Origin of the sequence: Chryseobacterium sp. JV558, from assembly GCF_033712365.1 — a bacterium.
Taxonomy (GTDB): Bacteria; Bacteroidota; Bacteroidia; order Flavobacteriales; family Weeksellaceae; genus Chryseobacterium.
Genome location: NZ_WJHU01000011.1, coordinates 17639 through 33714 on the forward strand (window position 1 = coordinate 17639; position 16076 = coordinate 33714).

A 16076-nucleotide genomic window follows, 5' to 3' on the forward strand; every position below is an offset into this window, starting at 1 on the left:
AATATTGAAAGTCAAATCTAATCTACCAATAGCCGTTTATATCTCACTAATAAAAGAAAAAAACTTTTGTATATTTAAAACATCTGTGTATTTTAGATAAAAATATTAATATGATTTTTGACAAACTAATTAACCACCTAAAACTCGATAAACAGGAATTCATTTTCCAGTTCAACTCACATCCCAATTACCCATCTGCACTAGCTTTCAGTGACACACTTAATTTTATGGGGGTAAAAAATGATGCTTATGAACTTGACAAAGAATATTGGGACGAACTTCCGGAAGAATTTATTGCCATTGTTGAAAATTCATTTTCTCTCGTAAAGAAGTCAGGAAGCAACTATTCAGTATATTCAGAAAAAGCAAAAACCCTCGGCAAAGAAGAACTTTATACCAAATCAACTGATTTTGTATTGTTGTTTGAAAAGGCTGAAAAGGCTGAAAATAAACTGGCATTCAATTTCAAGCCGGTTCTTTATTTAATTTTCGCAGCTGTTCTTGCCTATTCATTGATAAGCCAGACCATTTATGAAGCTATATTCAATCTTCTTTCTTTGGCTGGAGTATACATTTCACTGGAAATCTTCAATCAGAAATTCGGGAATACATCTACCGTAATCGGAAGTATATGTGGCGGCGGAGGTGCTGCTGCCAACCAGACAACTAACTCATGTGATAAAATTATAAAACAGGATAAAACCAGTATCTTAGGTTTAAAGTTTGCAGACTTTTCTCTAATCTATTTTGCAGGACTTGCAGTGCTGGGATTATTTTTACCCGCTACAGCCTATATTGTAAAAGGATTTACCTTCGTTTCTGTATTGGCAATAGGATATTCTCTATACATTCAAGCTTTTGTAGAAAAGACATTTTGTAGAGTATGCCTTTTGATTATTTCTATTCTTGTAGGACAAATAGTAGTAAGCAGTTTATTTTTTGAGAATCTGTCTTTCAGTGTGGGAACATTTTTATTGACGGTTATTCTATGGGCACTGGTATTTTCCGCTGTTATTTATTTCAATACTCTTCTTGAGCAAAAAGAATCTCTTCAAAAGTCGAATGCGAAAAACCTTAGATTCAAAAGAAATTATGAGCTTTTCAAAAACCAGATGGAACAGAATCAAAAAATCGAATTTCAGGATACAGAAACTTTTGCTGTTGGGAAAAGAGATGCTAAACTTCGTATTTCTATCGTTTCCAATCCATATTGTGGATTCTGTAAAGATGCTCATAAACTGGCAGAAGGTCTTTTGGAAAAATACCCTGATAATATCTCTTTACAGATGAGATTCAATTACAGTCCTGAAAGAGCTCCTGAAAAATACACACAGCTTATTTCAGATCTGACTCATATTTACCACAACAAACCTGAAAAGGAATTTTTACATGCTGTAGAAGAATGGTTTGAAACTAAGGACGAAAGCAAAATCAATATCCTTTCCGGAGGAAATGCTACATCGGAAAACCTGAACCCACTGGTAGAAATGTCTAATGAAAACAGTAACGCAGGATTAAACTTCACTCCAATCTTTATCATCAACGGATATCAGTTCCCTGATAAATACGATCGTGAAGACATTTTATTCTTTATTGATGAATTGATAGAAGATGATGAGATTTAGTAAATAAATATCATTCATTTGAAAATTTCACTATCTTAGGAAAAACAAAAACAACACCTGAAAAGGTGTGAAAGAGCAGAAAACAGTGACCAATGGAACTATTTCCGGTTTACCATTTCATTGAATTATAATTGAATTAAAGTAAAAATGTCGTCATCCGCTGACGGCATTTTATAATGAGTAGTAGTTTTGAAAAAAAAATTCCCCTTTTATAAGCAACCAGACACTAAAGACTGCGGCCCTACATGTCTTAGGATCGTAAGTAAGTACTACGGTAAAAGCATATCTCTACAGCAAATTCGTAACCTTTCCGAAACAACACGTGAAGGAAGCAGCCTTCTTGGGCTGAGTGATGCTTCAGAGAACCTGGGATTCCGGTCAATGGGAGTCCAAATCGATTTCAATACCCTCACAGAAGAAGTTTCTTTCCCGTGTATTGCACACTGGAATAAAAACCATTTTGTTGTTGTTTATAAAATTGACAAAAACAACAAAGTATATATTTCAGATCCCAGTTATGGACTGATTACCTATACCCGCGAGGAATTCATCAAATCCTGGATCGGAGAAAATGCCAACGAAAATACAGAAGAAGGAATTATTCTTATTCTTGAAACAACACCAGCATTTTTCCAGACCGAATTTGATTCTGAAGAAAGTAAAGCCAGCTTTTCTTTTCTTTCCAAATATCTCCTTAAGTATAAAACACTTGTTATCCAGCTGGCCATAGGACTTCTGGGAGGAAGTTTACTATCTCTTATATTCCCGTTTCTTACCCAGAGTATTGTAGACGTCGGCATCCAGAATCAGGATATAAATTTTATCTATGTGGTTTTGCTTGCACAGATTATGCTATTCCTTGGAAGAATGGGAATTGAAACCATACGAAGCTGGATTCTTCTTCACCTTTCTGCAAGAATTAATATTTCCATCATCTCAGATTTCTTTATCAAGCTCATGAGGCTTCCGATAAGTTTCTTTGATACGAGAATGACCGGAGATATCATGCAAAGAATAAATGACCACCACAGAATAGAGCAGCTTCTTACAAGTTCATCATTAAATACGCTGTTCTCACTGGTGAATCTTATCATATTCAGTATTGTTTTGCTGTTTTATGATTACAGATTATTCATTGTTTACCTTGTTGGAGCGATATTGTATATTGGCTGGATCAGTTTCTTCCTGAAAAAAAGAAAAGAGCTTGACTACAAAAGGTTCTCTCAGGTATCTCAGGAACAGAGTAAAGTAATTGAGCTTATCAACGGTATGCAGGAAATTAAAATGCATAACGCTGAAAAACAGAAACGATGGGATTGGGAATTTCTTCAGGTAAAACTGTTTAAAATCAGAATAAAATCGCTTTCATTAGAACAATGGCAGTCCGTTGGGGGTAACTTTATCAACCAGATGAAGGATATCCTGGTAAGTTTCCTTTCTGCAAAGCTGGTTCTAAGTGGAAACCTTACTTTAGGAATGATGCTTTCTGTACAGTATATCATTGGACAGCTAAACAGTCCTCTTCTTCAGCTTATCGACTTCATCAAGCAGACTCAGGATGCTAAGATTTCCCTTGAAAGATTAGGCGAAATTCATGATAAAGATGATGAGGAAGATAAAAATGAGCAGTATGTGACAGATGTTCCAAAGAAAGACATCGAGATCAAAGATATGTCATTCCGATATATCGGTTCCGATGTTCCGGTTTTTGAAAACTTAAGCCTTACGATCCCTTATCAGCAGACTACAGCTATTGTAGGTGCCAGCGGAAGTGGAAAAACGACTCTGTTGAAACTATTGATGAAATTTTATGATCCTGACCAGGGTGAAATCAGAATCGGGAGTACCAATATGAAAAATATTTCTCCAAGATACTGGAGAGATCATTGTGGAGTGGTAATGCAGGAAGGCTATGTATTCAACGATACTATTGCCAATAATATTGCTGTAGGTGAAGATCATATTGACAAACAAAAGCTGAGACGTGCTGTAGAAATAGCCAATATCAAAGAATTTATTGAAAGTCTTCCGTTAAGTTATAATACGAAAATCGGAAATGAAGGTGTGGGTGTCAGCGGCGGTCAGAAACAGAGACTCTTCATAGCAAGAGCTGTTTACAAATCTCCTGAATATATTTTGTTTGATGAAGCTACATCAGCATTGGATGCCAATAATGAGAAAGTGATCATGGAAAACCTGGAGCAGTTCTTCAAAGGAAAAACAGCTGTGGTTATTGCCCACAGGCTTTCCACGGTAAGACATGCGGATAAAATCATCGTACTGGATCAGGGGAAAGTAGTAGAAGAAGGCAGTCATGCTGACCTTGTAGATTTAAGAGGAGAATATTACAGACTTGTAAGAAATCAACTTGAATTAGGAAGCTAGCAAACCTATAGCGGAACCGAAAAGCTTATAGAGTAGGAAAAATAAAAACTATAATTAATCATGAAAAATCTCAAAAAACTATCGAGAAAAGATCTGACATTTGTCAGCGGAGGTGTAGTTATTCCGGACAACAACTGTTGTGGTTCTTGGTGTCTTGGCAGCTGGATGCCATGCCGTCTCCACCATATTGCATGTCCGCTGGATGCAGATACTTCACCACCATCGTGGTATGACGGGAATTGCCCATTTGGTTAAATTATATTCCCCCTGAAACATTGGGGGAAATTTTATCTTAGAAAAATGAAAGAAGACGTTTTAGACAATATTGAACTCCGCTCAGAAAGCGTACAGGATATTCTTACCCAGCCGCCTCATTGGATGATCCGCTGGGGAAATACCGTTATATTTATTATTCTCCTACTGATTCTCTTGATGAGTTACATTATAAAATATCCGGAATTTGTACCGGCTCCTATTATTGTGACTTCGCAGAATCCTCCGGAGAAAATTGAGGCAAGGACAAGTTCCAAAATTGAAAAAATATTTATAAAAGATCATCAGGAAGTTAAAAAGAATGATGTTCTGATGGTAATGCAGTCAGCAGCTAACTATAAGGATATTTTAGAGCTTAAAAAACTGATAGATTCTATTACTCCTGATAAGCTGTACGCCTTCCCTCTTGCCCAGGCTTCAAGATTTAAACTGGGTGAATTACAGGGTGAATATAACAGTTTTGCAAAGGCATTTCAGGATGAAGCCCTTTTCACAAGATTGCAGCCTTATGCTCCGGAAAACCTGGCAGCCAATCAGAGTATTTCTGAATACCGCGTAAGAATAGCTACCTTAAAACAACAGAAGAGCCTGGAATCAATAAAATATGATCTGACCAAGAAAAACTTCAACAGATCTCAGGAACTTTTTAATCAGGGAGTTATTTCGGCTATGGAACTTGAAAATGAAAAGATCAAATATCTTCAGGCCCAGCAAAATCTTGAAAATCTTAAAATTTCCATCTCACAAATGGATGAAGGTATTTCCAATCTTAATAAAACGAAAAGCGGAACTGCCATTAACACAGAAAAAGACAGAATTACCTATTCTTCACAAACTTTACAGCTTCTTGAACAACTGAGAAAATCTTTAAAACAGTGGGAACTGAATTATCTTGTTATATCATCTACAGATGGTCTCGCAAGTTTCCAGCAGTTTTTTGGTGAAAATCAGTTTGTAAAGGTTGGTGAACCCATCCTTTCTATTCTTCCTAAAAATAAAGAGCAGCTGGTAGGCAGAATGTCTGTTCCTACAATAAATTCAGGAAAAATAATTCCGGGTGAAAAAGTACTGATTAAACTTGACAACTACAGATTCCAGGAATATGGTATCATTGAAGGAAAAGTACAGAATATCTCTCTTATTCCTGATGATAAAGGAAATTATTATGTAGATGTTGTTTTGCCGAAAGGATTAAAAACAAGCTATAATAAAACGCTTACATTCGATAAAGAACTTAGGGGCAGCGCAGAGATCGTAACACAAGATCTTCGATTGATTGAAAGATTCTTCTATCAAATCAGAAAGCTTCTTGGATATCAGGTCTGATAAAGAACCCTTACAAAAAATAAAAGCCGTTTTGCACATTGTAAAACGGCTTTTTTTATAATGGTATTTTATACAGGCAGCTTATAATTCATTTTACATGAAACCTGACTAGTGTTATTCCTTTATTAAAAGCTCTATTCTGTGAAGAAAGGCTCATGATCACAAATAAACAGATCGGTCAAAAAAAGGCCATAAGAAAGCGAATTCAAGGGAAGTAATGTACATCTATCCTAATCATTTTGATAAGAGAATATAATAAGATCGAAATCGGGGTACTTCCCCTAATTTTCTACTGAAAGGTGATAATTTCTAAAAAAGAAAAGATTGAGAAGAAATGAAAAGATAAATTCACGATTATTATAAAATTAAAAACCACAATCATTAAATCAATGATTGCGGTTTTTTGTAGCGAAGACGGGAATTGAACCCGTGACCTCAGGGTTATGAATCCTGCGCTCTAACCAACTGAGCTACCTCGCCTTTTTGGTGGTGCAAATATAGAAAATATTTCTTTACCTCCAAAATTATTTTAGCTTAAAATATTCTAAAACATCTCCAACATGATCTGGTTTGTTGATAATCTTATTGTTAGCATCTAAAATAAAATACGTTGGTGTTGCATGAATATTGTACATATCCGTATAACTGCTGTTCCAGCCTCTCAATTCTGAGTCATTCACCCAAGGAAATGCAGCTATCTTTTTAGTATAAGAATTTTTATCCACATCTAAAGAGAATCCTACAACCTGAATATTCTTTGATTTCAGATCATTATATTTTTCCAAAAGTTTCGGAAGTTCACTTTCACAGTGCGAACATGTGGATGACCAGAACACAATAACTTTCTTATCAGCCTTTATATCGTATAATGACTTGGCAGTAGTATTTACAGGTGACTGAAACTTATAGTTAGGGAAAGCAGCTCCCATTTCAATATTCGCGTTCGATTTCAGTGTAGAAGCAAGTCTGTCATTAATGGTACACTTAAGATTTTTGGCAAGCGACAAATATTTGCTCTTGTACTCACTCATCTCATATACATCAAAAATATCAATCAATTCTGATAAAACAGTCTGTCCTCTTGGAGTTTCCACTTTTAATCGGTCTAACAGTTTATCAACAGAAGCAGTGACATTGGTATTTCCTCCGGAGTTCAGATAAGATACTAATACAGGTCTTAATAATGACGAGCTTTCAAGCATATCACTTGATTTGTCCAGAAAGTTGATTATTTCCTCCTGATCTACTTTTTTGGATGAATCCTGTGAAGTTGAAATAAACTTACTATAATTAGTGTTATAATAGGTAATAAAAGGATGTTGAGCCGCATCTATAGAACTGGAAGTACCGGAAAGTCTGTCAATCTCTGTTTTCAGAGCTTTTCCAAAGTCTGTGTTGTCTTTATAATATTCTTTGATCTGTGCCAAAGCCGGCAAAATAAGTTCTTTCTTTTGAGAACCTTCCTGCTGCTTACTCATCAGATTGTTCGCTTCATCCAGATAGATAACATCTTTAACTTTATTATTTTGGATATCCAGTTTAAAGTTGACGTTTTTATTTTCAGAAATAAAGCTTACGGTATTATTAGAACCCGGGAAATAGACTTTCATCATTCCCATATAGTGGCTCGGGTATTTAAAAGTCCATGTACTATTCTTACTTTGTTCTTTAGTAACAATAATATCTTTCGAACCGTTAAGTGTATATAGAATAGCGTCCTGATCTTTAAAATCTGCCGGAGTCTGAATGGTAACTGTAAACTGAGCCTGCAGAGCAAATGCGGCCAAAACCGCAGATAGCGTATAAATCTTTTTCATAAGGTAAAAATAAAAAAACTCTCTGACTAATCAGAGAGTTTAATATTATTTTAATAAAATTTTATGCTTTTACGCTCTTATACTTTTTTGTAAAGTAAACAATAAATCCAATTGCTACAATACCAAGTACATATACATACATATCAATGGGTGCAGGTGCTCCGGTACCATTCCCTCCATTTCCGCTTCCTGTTGGAGCTGGTTGTGGTGGGGCTGCATTTGCTAAAGTTATAGCAAAAAGAAAAAGAGCTAATACTAGTTTATTAATAGTTTTCATGTGGTTTATTTTAAGATTTTAGTGTTAACAGTTTCTCCCTTGTCAGAAACGATTTTTACAACGTATGAATTTTTAACTGAGCCATCAAGCTCGATTACAAAATCTCTGGATGCATCAACCGCTTTTTTAGAGATTACTAGTTTACCACTCATATCATAAACTTGAATATCTGCTTTTTTCCATTTTGGATCAAATCTTACAATGTAATTTGTAATAGATGGATCATACACTACAAGTGTTCTTGATGCAGTAGGTTTATTTTCTACTGCTAAAGTAATATTACTTGGTTCTCCATAATACAAATTAGCTTCCTCATTTGTTACCGCAACAACATCTCCTTGTTTAGCTTCTATTACATTTCCGTTTTCGGCTTTATAATAGAACCCAATTCCTGAAGATAACTGGTGTGCACCAGCCGGGATTAGTGCTGCATTTTCTCTGATCTCGAATTTATAAGATTTCACCTGATCCAGGTAATAGTTAACTAACTTAACATTTTTACCTTGGAAGTTATTCTCATTAGCTTCGTTAATATATAACCAATAGTTAGTATTATTATTGTCATACCCACCATTCAATGATTCTTCAAAAGTACCGATGATATTTTTACCAGCTGAAGACTGAACTGAAGTTGCTGCAGAAATCTGGTGTCCTGTTGTTAATCCTGGAGAAACAACGTAGTATGTTCTGGAAAGTTCTTTTCCATTAGCATCCAGACCGATTACACCAAGCTGTTTTACAGTATTGGTTGTCTTACCAGTAGACATTTTAGCTGCTGTTACATCATAGTTGATACCTGCTGTTCTTGCAGTTGATTTAAATCTTCTCAGTGTATTAAAATTTAAAGTCTGAGCTGTATTGTCTCTTAACTTTATTTTAAATGACTGCATAGGTTTGATTACAAGTAAGTCTACGTCACCAATAGCTGGAGCTACTCCGTCACCAGTTGGTAAGAAAGTAACTACCTTAGCAGCTGTAGCATAAGTAGAACCACTTGGAAGAGTAACAATGGTACCTGGATCATATTCAATTCCCCAGATATTTTTCACTGCATTTCCGTCAGATCCTGTAACACTTTCAGTATATCCAATGTTAGCTAAATCTAAATTGGTAAGGAAAGGGTTTCCGAATTGGTAGAAATTTTGACCGAATGAACCAGACCATGGGTTTGTCGTAAACTCAAAACTATCATCAAGATAAGTATTGTACTTCTCGTTGTATTGGTTCAGAGCATTACCATTCGTTCCAAATACAACATTAGAGGCACCCACATTAGATTTCCCTGCGTTCTGTAATGATACAGCACCCGCATATGGAGCATAGGGTTTCCCGTTAATATTGAATACGTTACCTGATGCAGGAGCACTTGGATTCCAGTCGTTATTTTTAACTTTTAGCATATAATAACCTGAAGCATCCCAAGTAGTCGAGGTAGGAGCTAGATTCAATGTGGTAATAGAAACAGCATTAGCATTATCCCACTTTAGAATTGGGTTATCATACCTTCCGGTATTGAAAGTTTTACCAACTTCAGTAGATAATGAATTATAAGCTTTACCAGAGAAAGGCAAAGCAACTTGTTGGAAATAATTACCAGTACCTTGGTTTGTAACTCTGTATTCTTTAGTTACAATACCAGAAATGTTGGATTGGGATAATCCATCAATGTACAGCTGACCATACGTGGAAGTAGCAAAAGAAGCAGGAGTATTAAGTCTTAAGATGATATTTCCACCGTCAGTTTTATCAGCACCGCCAGCATCAATTGTCTTAAAACCATCTGTAGCAGATCCTACAACCATAATATTTCCATGTACGTCCAAAAGACCATTACCTTTTGTCTGTACACCGCCACCACTATAAACTAGGGTGCCTTCGCTCACATACATATTAGCATTAGTGTCAACATGACATAGTATCTGCGCCTGAACAGAGTAACTAATTGCTAAAAGACCTATAGCAAATAAACTTTTTCTCATTGTATAAATTATTTGTGTGTTAATACAATCTTCACCCGCAAAGGTATTATTATTTTTCTTAAAAAAAAAATATTTTATCTATTAATCAAAACATTATCCTCCGTCAAGATGATCTCTTTGTCCTCTCCTATTGAAAACATATAGTCTTCTAGAACTTTTTCGGTAGTACCTCTCAACCCTCTTGCACCTAATCCTTTTTCAATAGTTTCCTCTACGATTCTTTCAATTGCACCATCTGTTATTACCAAATTTGTACCATCCATTTTGAAAAGTTCCACAAATTGATTCACAATTGAATTTTTGGGTTCTTTCATAATTCTTACCAGGGTCTCTTTCGTGAGTTTATCGAGGTAAGTGATGATTGGAAATCTTCCTAAAAGTTCAGGAATTAATCCGAAAGTACGAAGATCAATTGCATTAATATTTGTTAATATATATTCGTCTTCGTCTGTTTTATTGATTTTCTCAGAACTAAAACCTATCGCCTGCTTGTTCATTCTTCTTTCGATAATCTCTTTGATTCCGTCAAAAGCACCACCGGCAATAAACAAGATGTTCTGAGTATTGACCTGGATATATTTCTGATCCGGATGTTTTCTACCTCCTTGTGGCGGAACATTCACGATACTTCCTTCCAGCAGTTTCAGTAATCCCTGTTGTACTCCTTCTCCGGAAACGTCTCTTGTAATGCTTGGATTATCTGATTTTCTTGCAATCTTATCAATCTCATCAATAAAAACAATTCCTTTTTCAGCTTTTTCCACATCATAATCTGCAACCATCAGAAGTCTGGACAGGATGCTTTCTACATCTTCTCCTACATACCCTGCTTCTGTTAAAATAGTAGCATCTACGATACAGAAAGGAACGTTCAATTCTCTGGCAATCGTTTTTGCCAAAAGAGTTTTACCTGTTCCTGTCTCTCCTATCATAATGATATTTGATTTTTCAAGTTCCACTTCTCTGTTTTCGTCTTTAGCGTGGAGTAATCTCTTGTAATGATTATACACAGCAACAGAAAGCTGTTTTTTTGCCTGATCCTGACCAATCACATACTGATCAAGAAATTCTTTGATCTCTTTTGGCTTTTTAAGTTCGGCCATACTGTCGGCAGGTGAATATCCTGTTTGGGGTGCACCATCTTTTACAATAGCGTGCGCCTGCTCTATACAATTTTCACAAATAAAACCATTCTGGCCAGAAATCAGCATCTGCACTTCATTTCTTTTTCTGCCACAGAAAGAACATTGGTTTGAGTTCATATGATATAATATATATGTATATGTTAAAGAAAATCGTAAAAAATTACTTTTTTACGATTTTCTGTTTTTTAAGAATTAATAATTGAGTTTTGAATCTCTGTATATTCTTCGTTTGTTAATTTTAATCTTTCATTTCTGAAGTTCATGTCTTCCACCTTGTTTAAAGGAATCAGATGGATGTGTGCATGAGGAACTTCAAGTCCTACCACCGCTACTCCTACTCTTACACATGGAATTGCAGTTTTGATCTTCTTGGCTACCTCTTGGGTGAATCCCCAAAGGTTTTTGTATTCTTCACTTTCAAGATCAAAAATCAAATCCACTTCTTTTTTCGGAACTACTAAAGTATGTCCTTTCACCAAAGGCATTGCGTCTAAGAAAGCAATAAAGTCTTCATTTTCTGCAATCTTATAAGAGGGAATCTCACCATTGATGATCTTTGTGAATATAGTGCTCATTTTATCAGAAGTTGGGGTTAGATATTAGAAGTTTAGAAATAGAAACTGTATCAGACTATAAAGAAATGTCTAATACTTCAAAAGACAGTTTGTTTCCGTTCGGTAAAGTAATTTCAGCAGTTTCGCCAATAACTTTTCCTAACAAACCTTTTGCTATAGGAGTGTTCACAGAGATCTTCCCCGTCTTCAAGTCGCTTTCGTTATCCGGTACCAATGTAAATACCTGCTCTTGCTTGGTAGCATTATTTTTAAGTTTCACTGTTGTCAAGATGGAAACTTTTGAAGTATCTAATTGGCTTTCGTCTATAATTTTAGAAGTAGAGACAACATCTTTCAGCTTTGAAATTCTCATTTCAAGCATTCCCTGAGCCTCTTTAGCCGCATCGTATTCTGCATTTTCTGACAAATCTCCTTTGTCTCTTGCTTCTGCGATCTGCTGAGTAATTTTTGGTCTCTCCACAGTTTCCAACTGTTCCAGCTCAGCTTTCATTTTCTCTAGGCCCTCTTTAGTTACATAGCTTGCCATAATTTTCGAAATTTAGTTTTAGTATAAAAAAATAATCCGACATTTGCCGGACAATGTTTTCGTGTTGTAATCGTTTAATTTTTACAAATATATAAAAATTTAAATTGAAATGAAAAAAACTTTTTCAATCATACCCATTTTCAGTTTATTGATTTTCAGTAACTTAACTATAAACTCTTGTGGAAGCAGAGAAGATACCGTGAGCTGTTTCCCCAATAACCCTATTAATGTATCTCTTAATCTAAACCTGCCTGCCTACTATGCTTTGAACAATATTAACGGCTGGATTTATGTGAATGAGCAGCAGTCCGGAACAAGAGGACTGATCATCGTCCGAACGGCAAGCGGATTCAAGGTATATGACAGAAATGCTCCTCATATATGCCCTGATAATAATACAACCCTGGAGGTAAAGGACAATATTGCTATTATTTGCCCGCAGGACAACACAAGATGGATCTTAAGTACGGGACAGCCAGAGTCTGGAGCTAAAACTTCTCTGCCGCCCAAAACTTATCCTTACAATTATGATGCGCCAAGCAAAACTTTAAATGTTTACTATTAGAATATAAAATGAAGATCGTTATACAAAGAGTCTCTGAAGCCAGTGTGAAAGTAGACGGAAAAATTGTTGGTGAAATCGGAAAGGGATTAATGCTGCTGGCAGGTGTGGATGAAAATGATGAAAAAACAGATGCAGACTGGCTTGTACAGAAGGTTTTAAACCTAAGAATCTTTGGAGATGAAGAAGGTAAGCTTAATCTTTCTGTAAAGGATATTTCAGGAGAAATCCTTTGCATCAGCCAATTTACATTGATTGCTGATTACAAAAAAGGCAACCGACCGTCTTTCATAAAAGCAGCAAAACCTGATAAAGCAATCCCTCTTTTCGATTATTTTAAAGAAGAAATAGCTAAATCCGGGTTAAAGACAGAAAGCGGAATCTTCGGAGCGGATATGAAAGTATCCCTGATCAATGACGGACCTGTCACTATTGTAATGGACTCGGTTACTAAGGGCTAAATTACAGAAGATGAATAGCAAAAATATAGTCATTGCCTATCTGGCAGTGACTTTGATTTTCCTTTTCGGAATAGTACTAAGCCTGAACAACTATAGTTTTGCCGGATATTATATTGATAAGATAATTAACTGGCTCTGGCTGTTGATGACCATCTTTATCATCATCAGGTTTTGGAAGAAAAAAGTGATTAAAATATACTTTGGTCTTTTGATATCAGGAATCATTCTTAGTATTTTACCCTTGATGATCCCATTTTTTGGAATTATTTATTATTTTTCAACTATTGGCTGTGAGCAAAGAATTCAGCTGGATGATACTTACAGAATAGAAAGAGGTCGTCCGGGAGCACTTTACAGACCGCTTATTACGATTTACAAGAAAGAAGGAATCTTCGAAAAACAAATCTCAAGAATTCCTTATTCAGATATTACTGATAAGGTAACAGAGCCTTCTCCGGAAACATTATATGAAAAAACGCAGCCTATTCAGGATGCGAAACTTATGAGTATCAATAACGACAGCATTGGTATTGAATATCGGATCATGAATAAGCAGAAAGTAATCTACCACCAGAACAAATTAAACTGGTATGATGATTTTTAAAAATTAAAACCTATATACCTCAACAAAACCATTCAGTGATCCTGGATGGTTTTTTGTAATCATACAAAGCATATTTTCCAAACCTCACAGTCTTTTGAAACCTGTAAGGTTTATTGCAAAAATTGATGAAAGTCTTTATACATAAGGAAGGAATAAAAAAACAAAAAAATAAATTCACAAAAATGTGATTTGTTTTTATTTTATTATTATTTTTGGTGTAAATCAGTTTTGATTTACAACCATTTAACAAAATCGTATGAAAACAAAAATCAACCTTTTCGCATTGTTTGCGTTCTGCTCTTCCCTGTCTTTTGGTCAGGACAGCCAGCCCAAACTGAATCAGGATCAAAATTCCATCATCTATGTATGCTTTTCAAAAGGCATTAATTCTGAAAAAATGGCATTCAGCAGAAATACTGATCTGGAGAGATTTTCAAGAGAAAACAACATTTCATTCAAGTACGATCTGGATTTTACAGACGGTAAACTTGATGAAATGGCCAGAAGCAGTAAAGCAATCGGAAACTCCTCAGAATCTGTAGAAAAACTGAAAAGAATTTATAAGGCTGATCTGCCTCTTCAAAACGAGGAAGCCACTCAGAAAATCATTCACAGTCTTGAAAGATTTCCTGAAATAGAATATGTATCTGTAATGAGTGCTGCACCTATTGAACCTCCGTTGGTAAATGCTTTTGTAGCAACTCCTGATTTGGAAAGTCTGCAGACTTATCTGAATGACAATCCGGGAATTAATGCAAAATATGCATGGTCAAGAGGAATCACCGGACAGAATATTCGTGTAAGGGATGTTGAATATGGTTTTTATAAAACTCATGAGATGCTTACCAACCAAAACTCTATACAGCTTGAACCGGGATATACTCCGAATGCAGGGTTAGCCAATAATAACTACCGTGACCACGGAACTGCTGTGGTGAGTATTTTAGGGTCAATAAAAGATAATATCGGTCTTACAGGAGCCGCGTATAGTACTTCTGAAATAAAAGGATATATGGAATGGACCACTGTGGGATACAACAGAGCTTCTGCTGTGAGCAGATCTATCAATGCTTCGCAGGCGGGTGACATTATTCTGTATGAAATGCAGACTGGCGGAAAAGACGGCCAGTATTGTCCTGCGGAGTATGATAAAGTAATCTGGGATCTTACGAAAGCAGCTACTGATTCAGGAATTATAATCATTGCAGCGGCAGGTAACGGAAATCAGAATCTTGATGATCCGTTTTATGCCACTTATATTGCCAGAGGAAATAGCGGTGCCATTATTGTAGGAGCAGGATCTCCCAATACTACCCATTCAAAATTAAGTTTCAGTACTTATGGAAACAGAGTGGATGTTCAGGGCTGGGGAAGCAGCGTTATGGCGGCAGGTTACGGATCGTATGCTAAATATGACAATGATAACAACAGAACGTATAATTATTTCAGTGGTACAAGTTCTGCAACGCCTGTAGTATCTTCAGCAGCAATATTGATTCAGTCTTTCTATCGACAGACTACAGGCCAGTATTTAACACCAGCGGCTATGAAAAACCTTTTAATTTCTACGGGAATTCCTCAGGGAGGTACGGTAACCGGTCAGAAGATTGGCCCGCTTCCTAATGTAAAAAATGCAATCGTACAATTGGAAAGTAAATTTGCAACCCCTGTAAAAACATTATCTCCGCTGGAGGTTAAAATTTATCCTAATCCATCCAGCAGTACTATTGCCATTCAAAGCAATGAAAATAAAAAACTGGATTTTGAAATCATCAACCTTCAGGGACGTACTGTGATTAAAAGTTCTGTTTTGTCTGACGAAAAGATTGATATTTCACAACTGCCAATGGGTCAATATATCATCAACATCAATGAAGGCCAAAGAAGGGTTGTCGAAAAATTCACAAAACTTTAATAAGATTTTTATACATTTTACTTCACATCAAACCCTCTTTCAGAATACTGGAAGAGGGTTTTTATTATTAATTTTTATCCGGTTATTTCGCAGGAACGCTGCTGAAATTCAGGGCTACTTTAATGTTCATGTCTGAAGAGGTTTGATTCTTCAGTTCATAGACTGTTCTTACGGTCAATCCTGAGCTTTTTACAATTTCATCAAGAAATCCTGTATCGTTCAGGTCCAGATTTAAGCTGGAAGAGTTGGTAGATATATTGGAGCGTGATGCAATCAGTCTTTCTCCTGTTCCGTTGGATGACACATATATTTTAACGGTTTTGAATGCACTCAGATTTCCTCCTGAAGGGGATGCAACAGAAATTTTAGCATCTGAAATTCTCACGTCTTTAATCTTTGCATTGTTATTTCCTCCGAACCATGTCTGCACATTGGTAGCTGTTGCAGTGGAAGAAACTTCTTTATCTGCAGGAACACCTGTAGACACTAAAACATTCGTTGTGTAGGGAAATGTATTCTGAACCAGCGACTGTACGGTTCCGCAACTTACGAGTACAGCTGAAGCGGCCATTGCTGTTAGAACTATATTTTTCATAATTTTAAATT

At 36.0% G+C, this 16076-nt stretch carries 15 protein-coding genes and 1 tRNA gene; 8 read left to right on the forward strand and 8 right to left on the reverse strand.

What is annotated here, in order from left to right; translation table 11 throughout:
• Positions 1-110: 110 nt before the first annotated feature.
• The 4 genes from GFU89_RS22120 to GFU89_RS22135 all read left to right on the forward strand — a co-directional run bounded on the left by GFU89_RS22120 (position 111) and on the right by GFU89_RS22135 (position 5609).
• Positions 111-1625 (forward strand): thioredoxin domain-containing protein, encoded by a 1515-nt coding sequence (locus GFU89_RS22120; RefSeq protein WP_318849186.1) that lies wholly within the window; start codon positions 111-113, stop codon positions 1623-1625.
• A gap of 189 nt (positions 1626-1814) precedes the next feature.
• The gene (locus GFU89_RS22125; protein WP_318849187.1) at positions 1815-4010 is read left to right on the forward strand and encodes a peptidase domain-containing ABC transporter; all 2196 of its coding nucleotides are present in this window, start codon (positions 1815-1817) and stop codon (positions 4008-4010) included.
• A gap of 60 nt (positions 4011-4070) precedes the next feature.
• Positions 4071-4265 (forward strand): hypothetical protein, encoded by a 195-nt coding sequence (locus GFU89_RS22130; RefSeq protein ID WP_318849188.1) that lies wholly within the window; start codon positions 4071-4073, stop codon positions 4263-4265.
• A 45-nt stretch (positions 4266-4310) separates the two neighbouring features.
• Positions 4311-5609, forward strand: coding sequence for an HlyD family secretion protein (locus GFU89_RS22135; protein WP_318849189.1), 1299 nt, complete (start codon positions 4311-4313; stop codon positions 5607-5609).
• Positions 5610-6015: 406 nt separating this feature from the next.
• Here the strand turns inward: GFU89_RS22135 and GFU89_RS22140 are convergent.
• From GFU89_RS22140 to greA, 7 genes are all read right to left on the reverse strand, one after another.
• Positions 6016-6089 (reverse strand) — tRNA-Met (locus tag GFU89_RS22140).
• A gap of 44 nt (positions 6090-6133) precedes the next feature.
• Positions 6134-7426, reverse strand: a complete 1293-nt coding sequence (locus GFU89_RS22145) for a TlpA disulfide reductase family protein (protein ID WP_318849190.1) — start codon at positions 7424-7426, stop codon at positions 6134-6136.
• A gap of 61 nt (positions 7427-7487) precedes the next feature.
• A complete protein-coding gene (locus tag GFU89_RS22150; protein ID WP_318849191.1) occupies positions 7488-7703 on the reverse strand; it encodes a signal peptidase in 216 nt (71 codons plus the stop codon).
• Positions 7704-7708: 5 nt separating this feature from the next.
• Positions 7709-9682 (reverse strand): T9SS type A sorting domain-containing protein, encoded by a 1974-nt coding sequence (locus tag GFU89_RS22155; RefSeq protein WP_318849192.1) that lies wholly within the window; start codon positions 9680-9682, stop codon positions 7709-7711.
• A gap of 74 nt (positions 9683-9756) precedes the next feature.
• A complete protein-coding gene (clpX, locus tag GFU89_RS22160) occupies positions 9757-10944 on the reverse strand; it encodes an ATP-dependent Clp protease ATP-binding subunit ClpX (protein WP_318849193.1) in 1188 nt (395 codons plus the stop codon).
• Between the two features lie 68 nt (positions 10945-11012).
• Positions 11013-11402: an HIT family protein gene (locus tag GFU89_RS22165; RefSeq protein ID WP_318849194.1), complete on the reverse strand. Its 390-nt coding sequence runs from the start codon at positions 11400-11402 to the stop codon at positions 11013-11015.
• Positions 11403-11457: 55 nt separating this feature from the next.
• On the reverse strand, positions 11458-11928 hold the full coding sequence (gene greA, locus GFU89_RS22170; RefSeq protein ID WP_318849195.1) for a transcription elongation factor GreA: 471 nt from the start codon (positions 11926-11928) through the stop codon (positions 11458-11460).
• Positions 11929-12037: 109 nt separating this feature from the next.
• Between greA and GFU89_RS22175 the strand changes: the two genes are divergently transcribed.
• From GFU89_RS22175 to GFU89_RS22190, 4 genes are all read left to right on the forward strand, one after another.
• A complete protein-coding gene (locus GFU89_RS22175; protein ID WP_318849196.1) occupies positions 12038-12493 on the forward strand; it encodes a hypothetical protein in 456 nt (151 codons plus the stop codon).
• Positions 12494-12501: 8 nt separating this feature from the next.
• Entirely contained in the window at positions 12502-12951 is a 450-nt protein-coding gene (gene dtd / locus GFU89_RS22180; protein ID WP_318849197.1) for a D-aminoacyl-tRNA deacylase, read from the forward strand.
• 10 nt (positions 12952-12961) lie between these two features.
• Positions 12962-13555, forward strand: a complete 594-nt coding sequence (locus GFU89_RS22185) for a hypothetical protein (protein ID WP_318849198.1) — start codon at positions 12962-12964, stop codon at positions 13553-13555.
• Positions 13556-13811: 256 nt separating this feature from the next.
• Complete coding sequence (locus GFU89_RS22190) at positions 13812-15470, forward strand: S8 family peptidase (RefSeq protein WP_318849199.1); 1659 nt, start codon at positions 13812-13814, stop codon at positions 15468-15470.
• A gap of 82 nt (positions 15471-15552) precedes the next feature.
• On the opposite strand, the gene GFU89_RS22195 is transcribed toward GFU89_RS22190, so the two are convergent.
• Positions 15553-16065 carry a hypothetical protein gene (locus GFU89_RS22195; protein WP_047383035.1) on the reverse strand — a complete coding sequence of 171 codons (513 nt, stop codon included), beginning with the start codon at positions 16063-16065 and terminating at the stop codon, positions 15553-15555.
• Positions 16066-16076 lie beyond the last annotated feature (11 nt).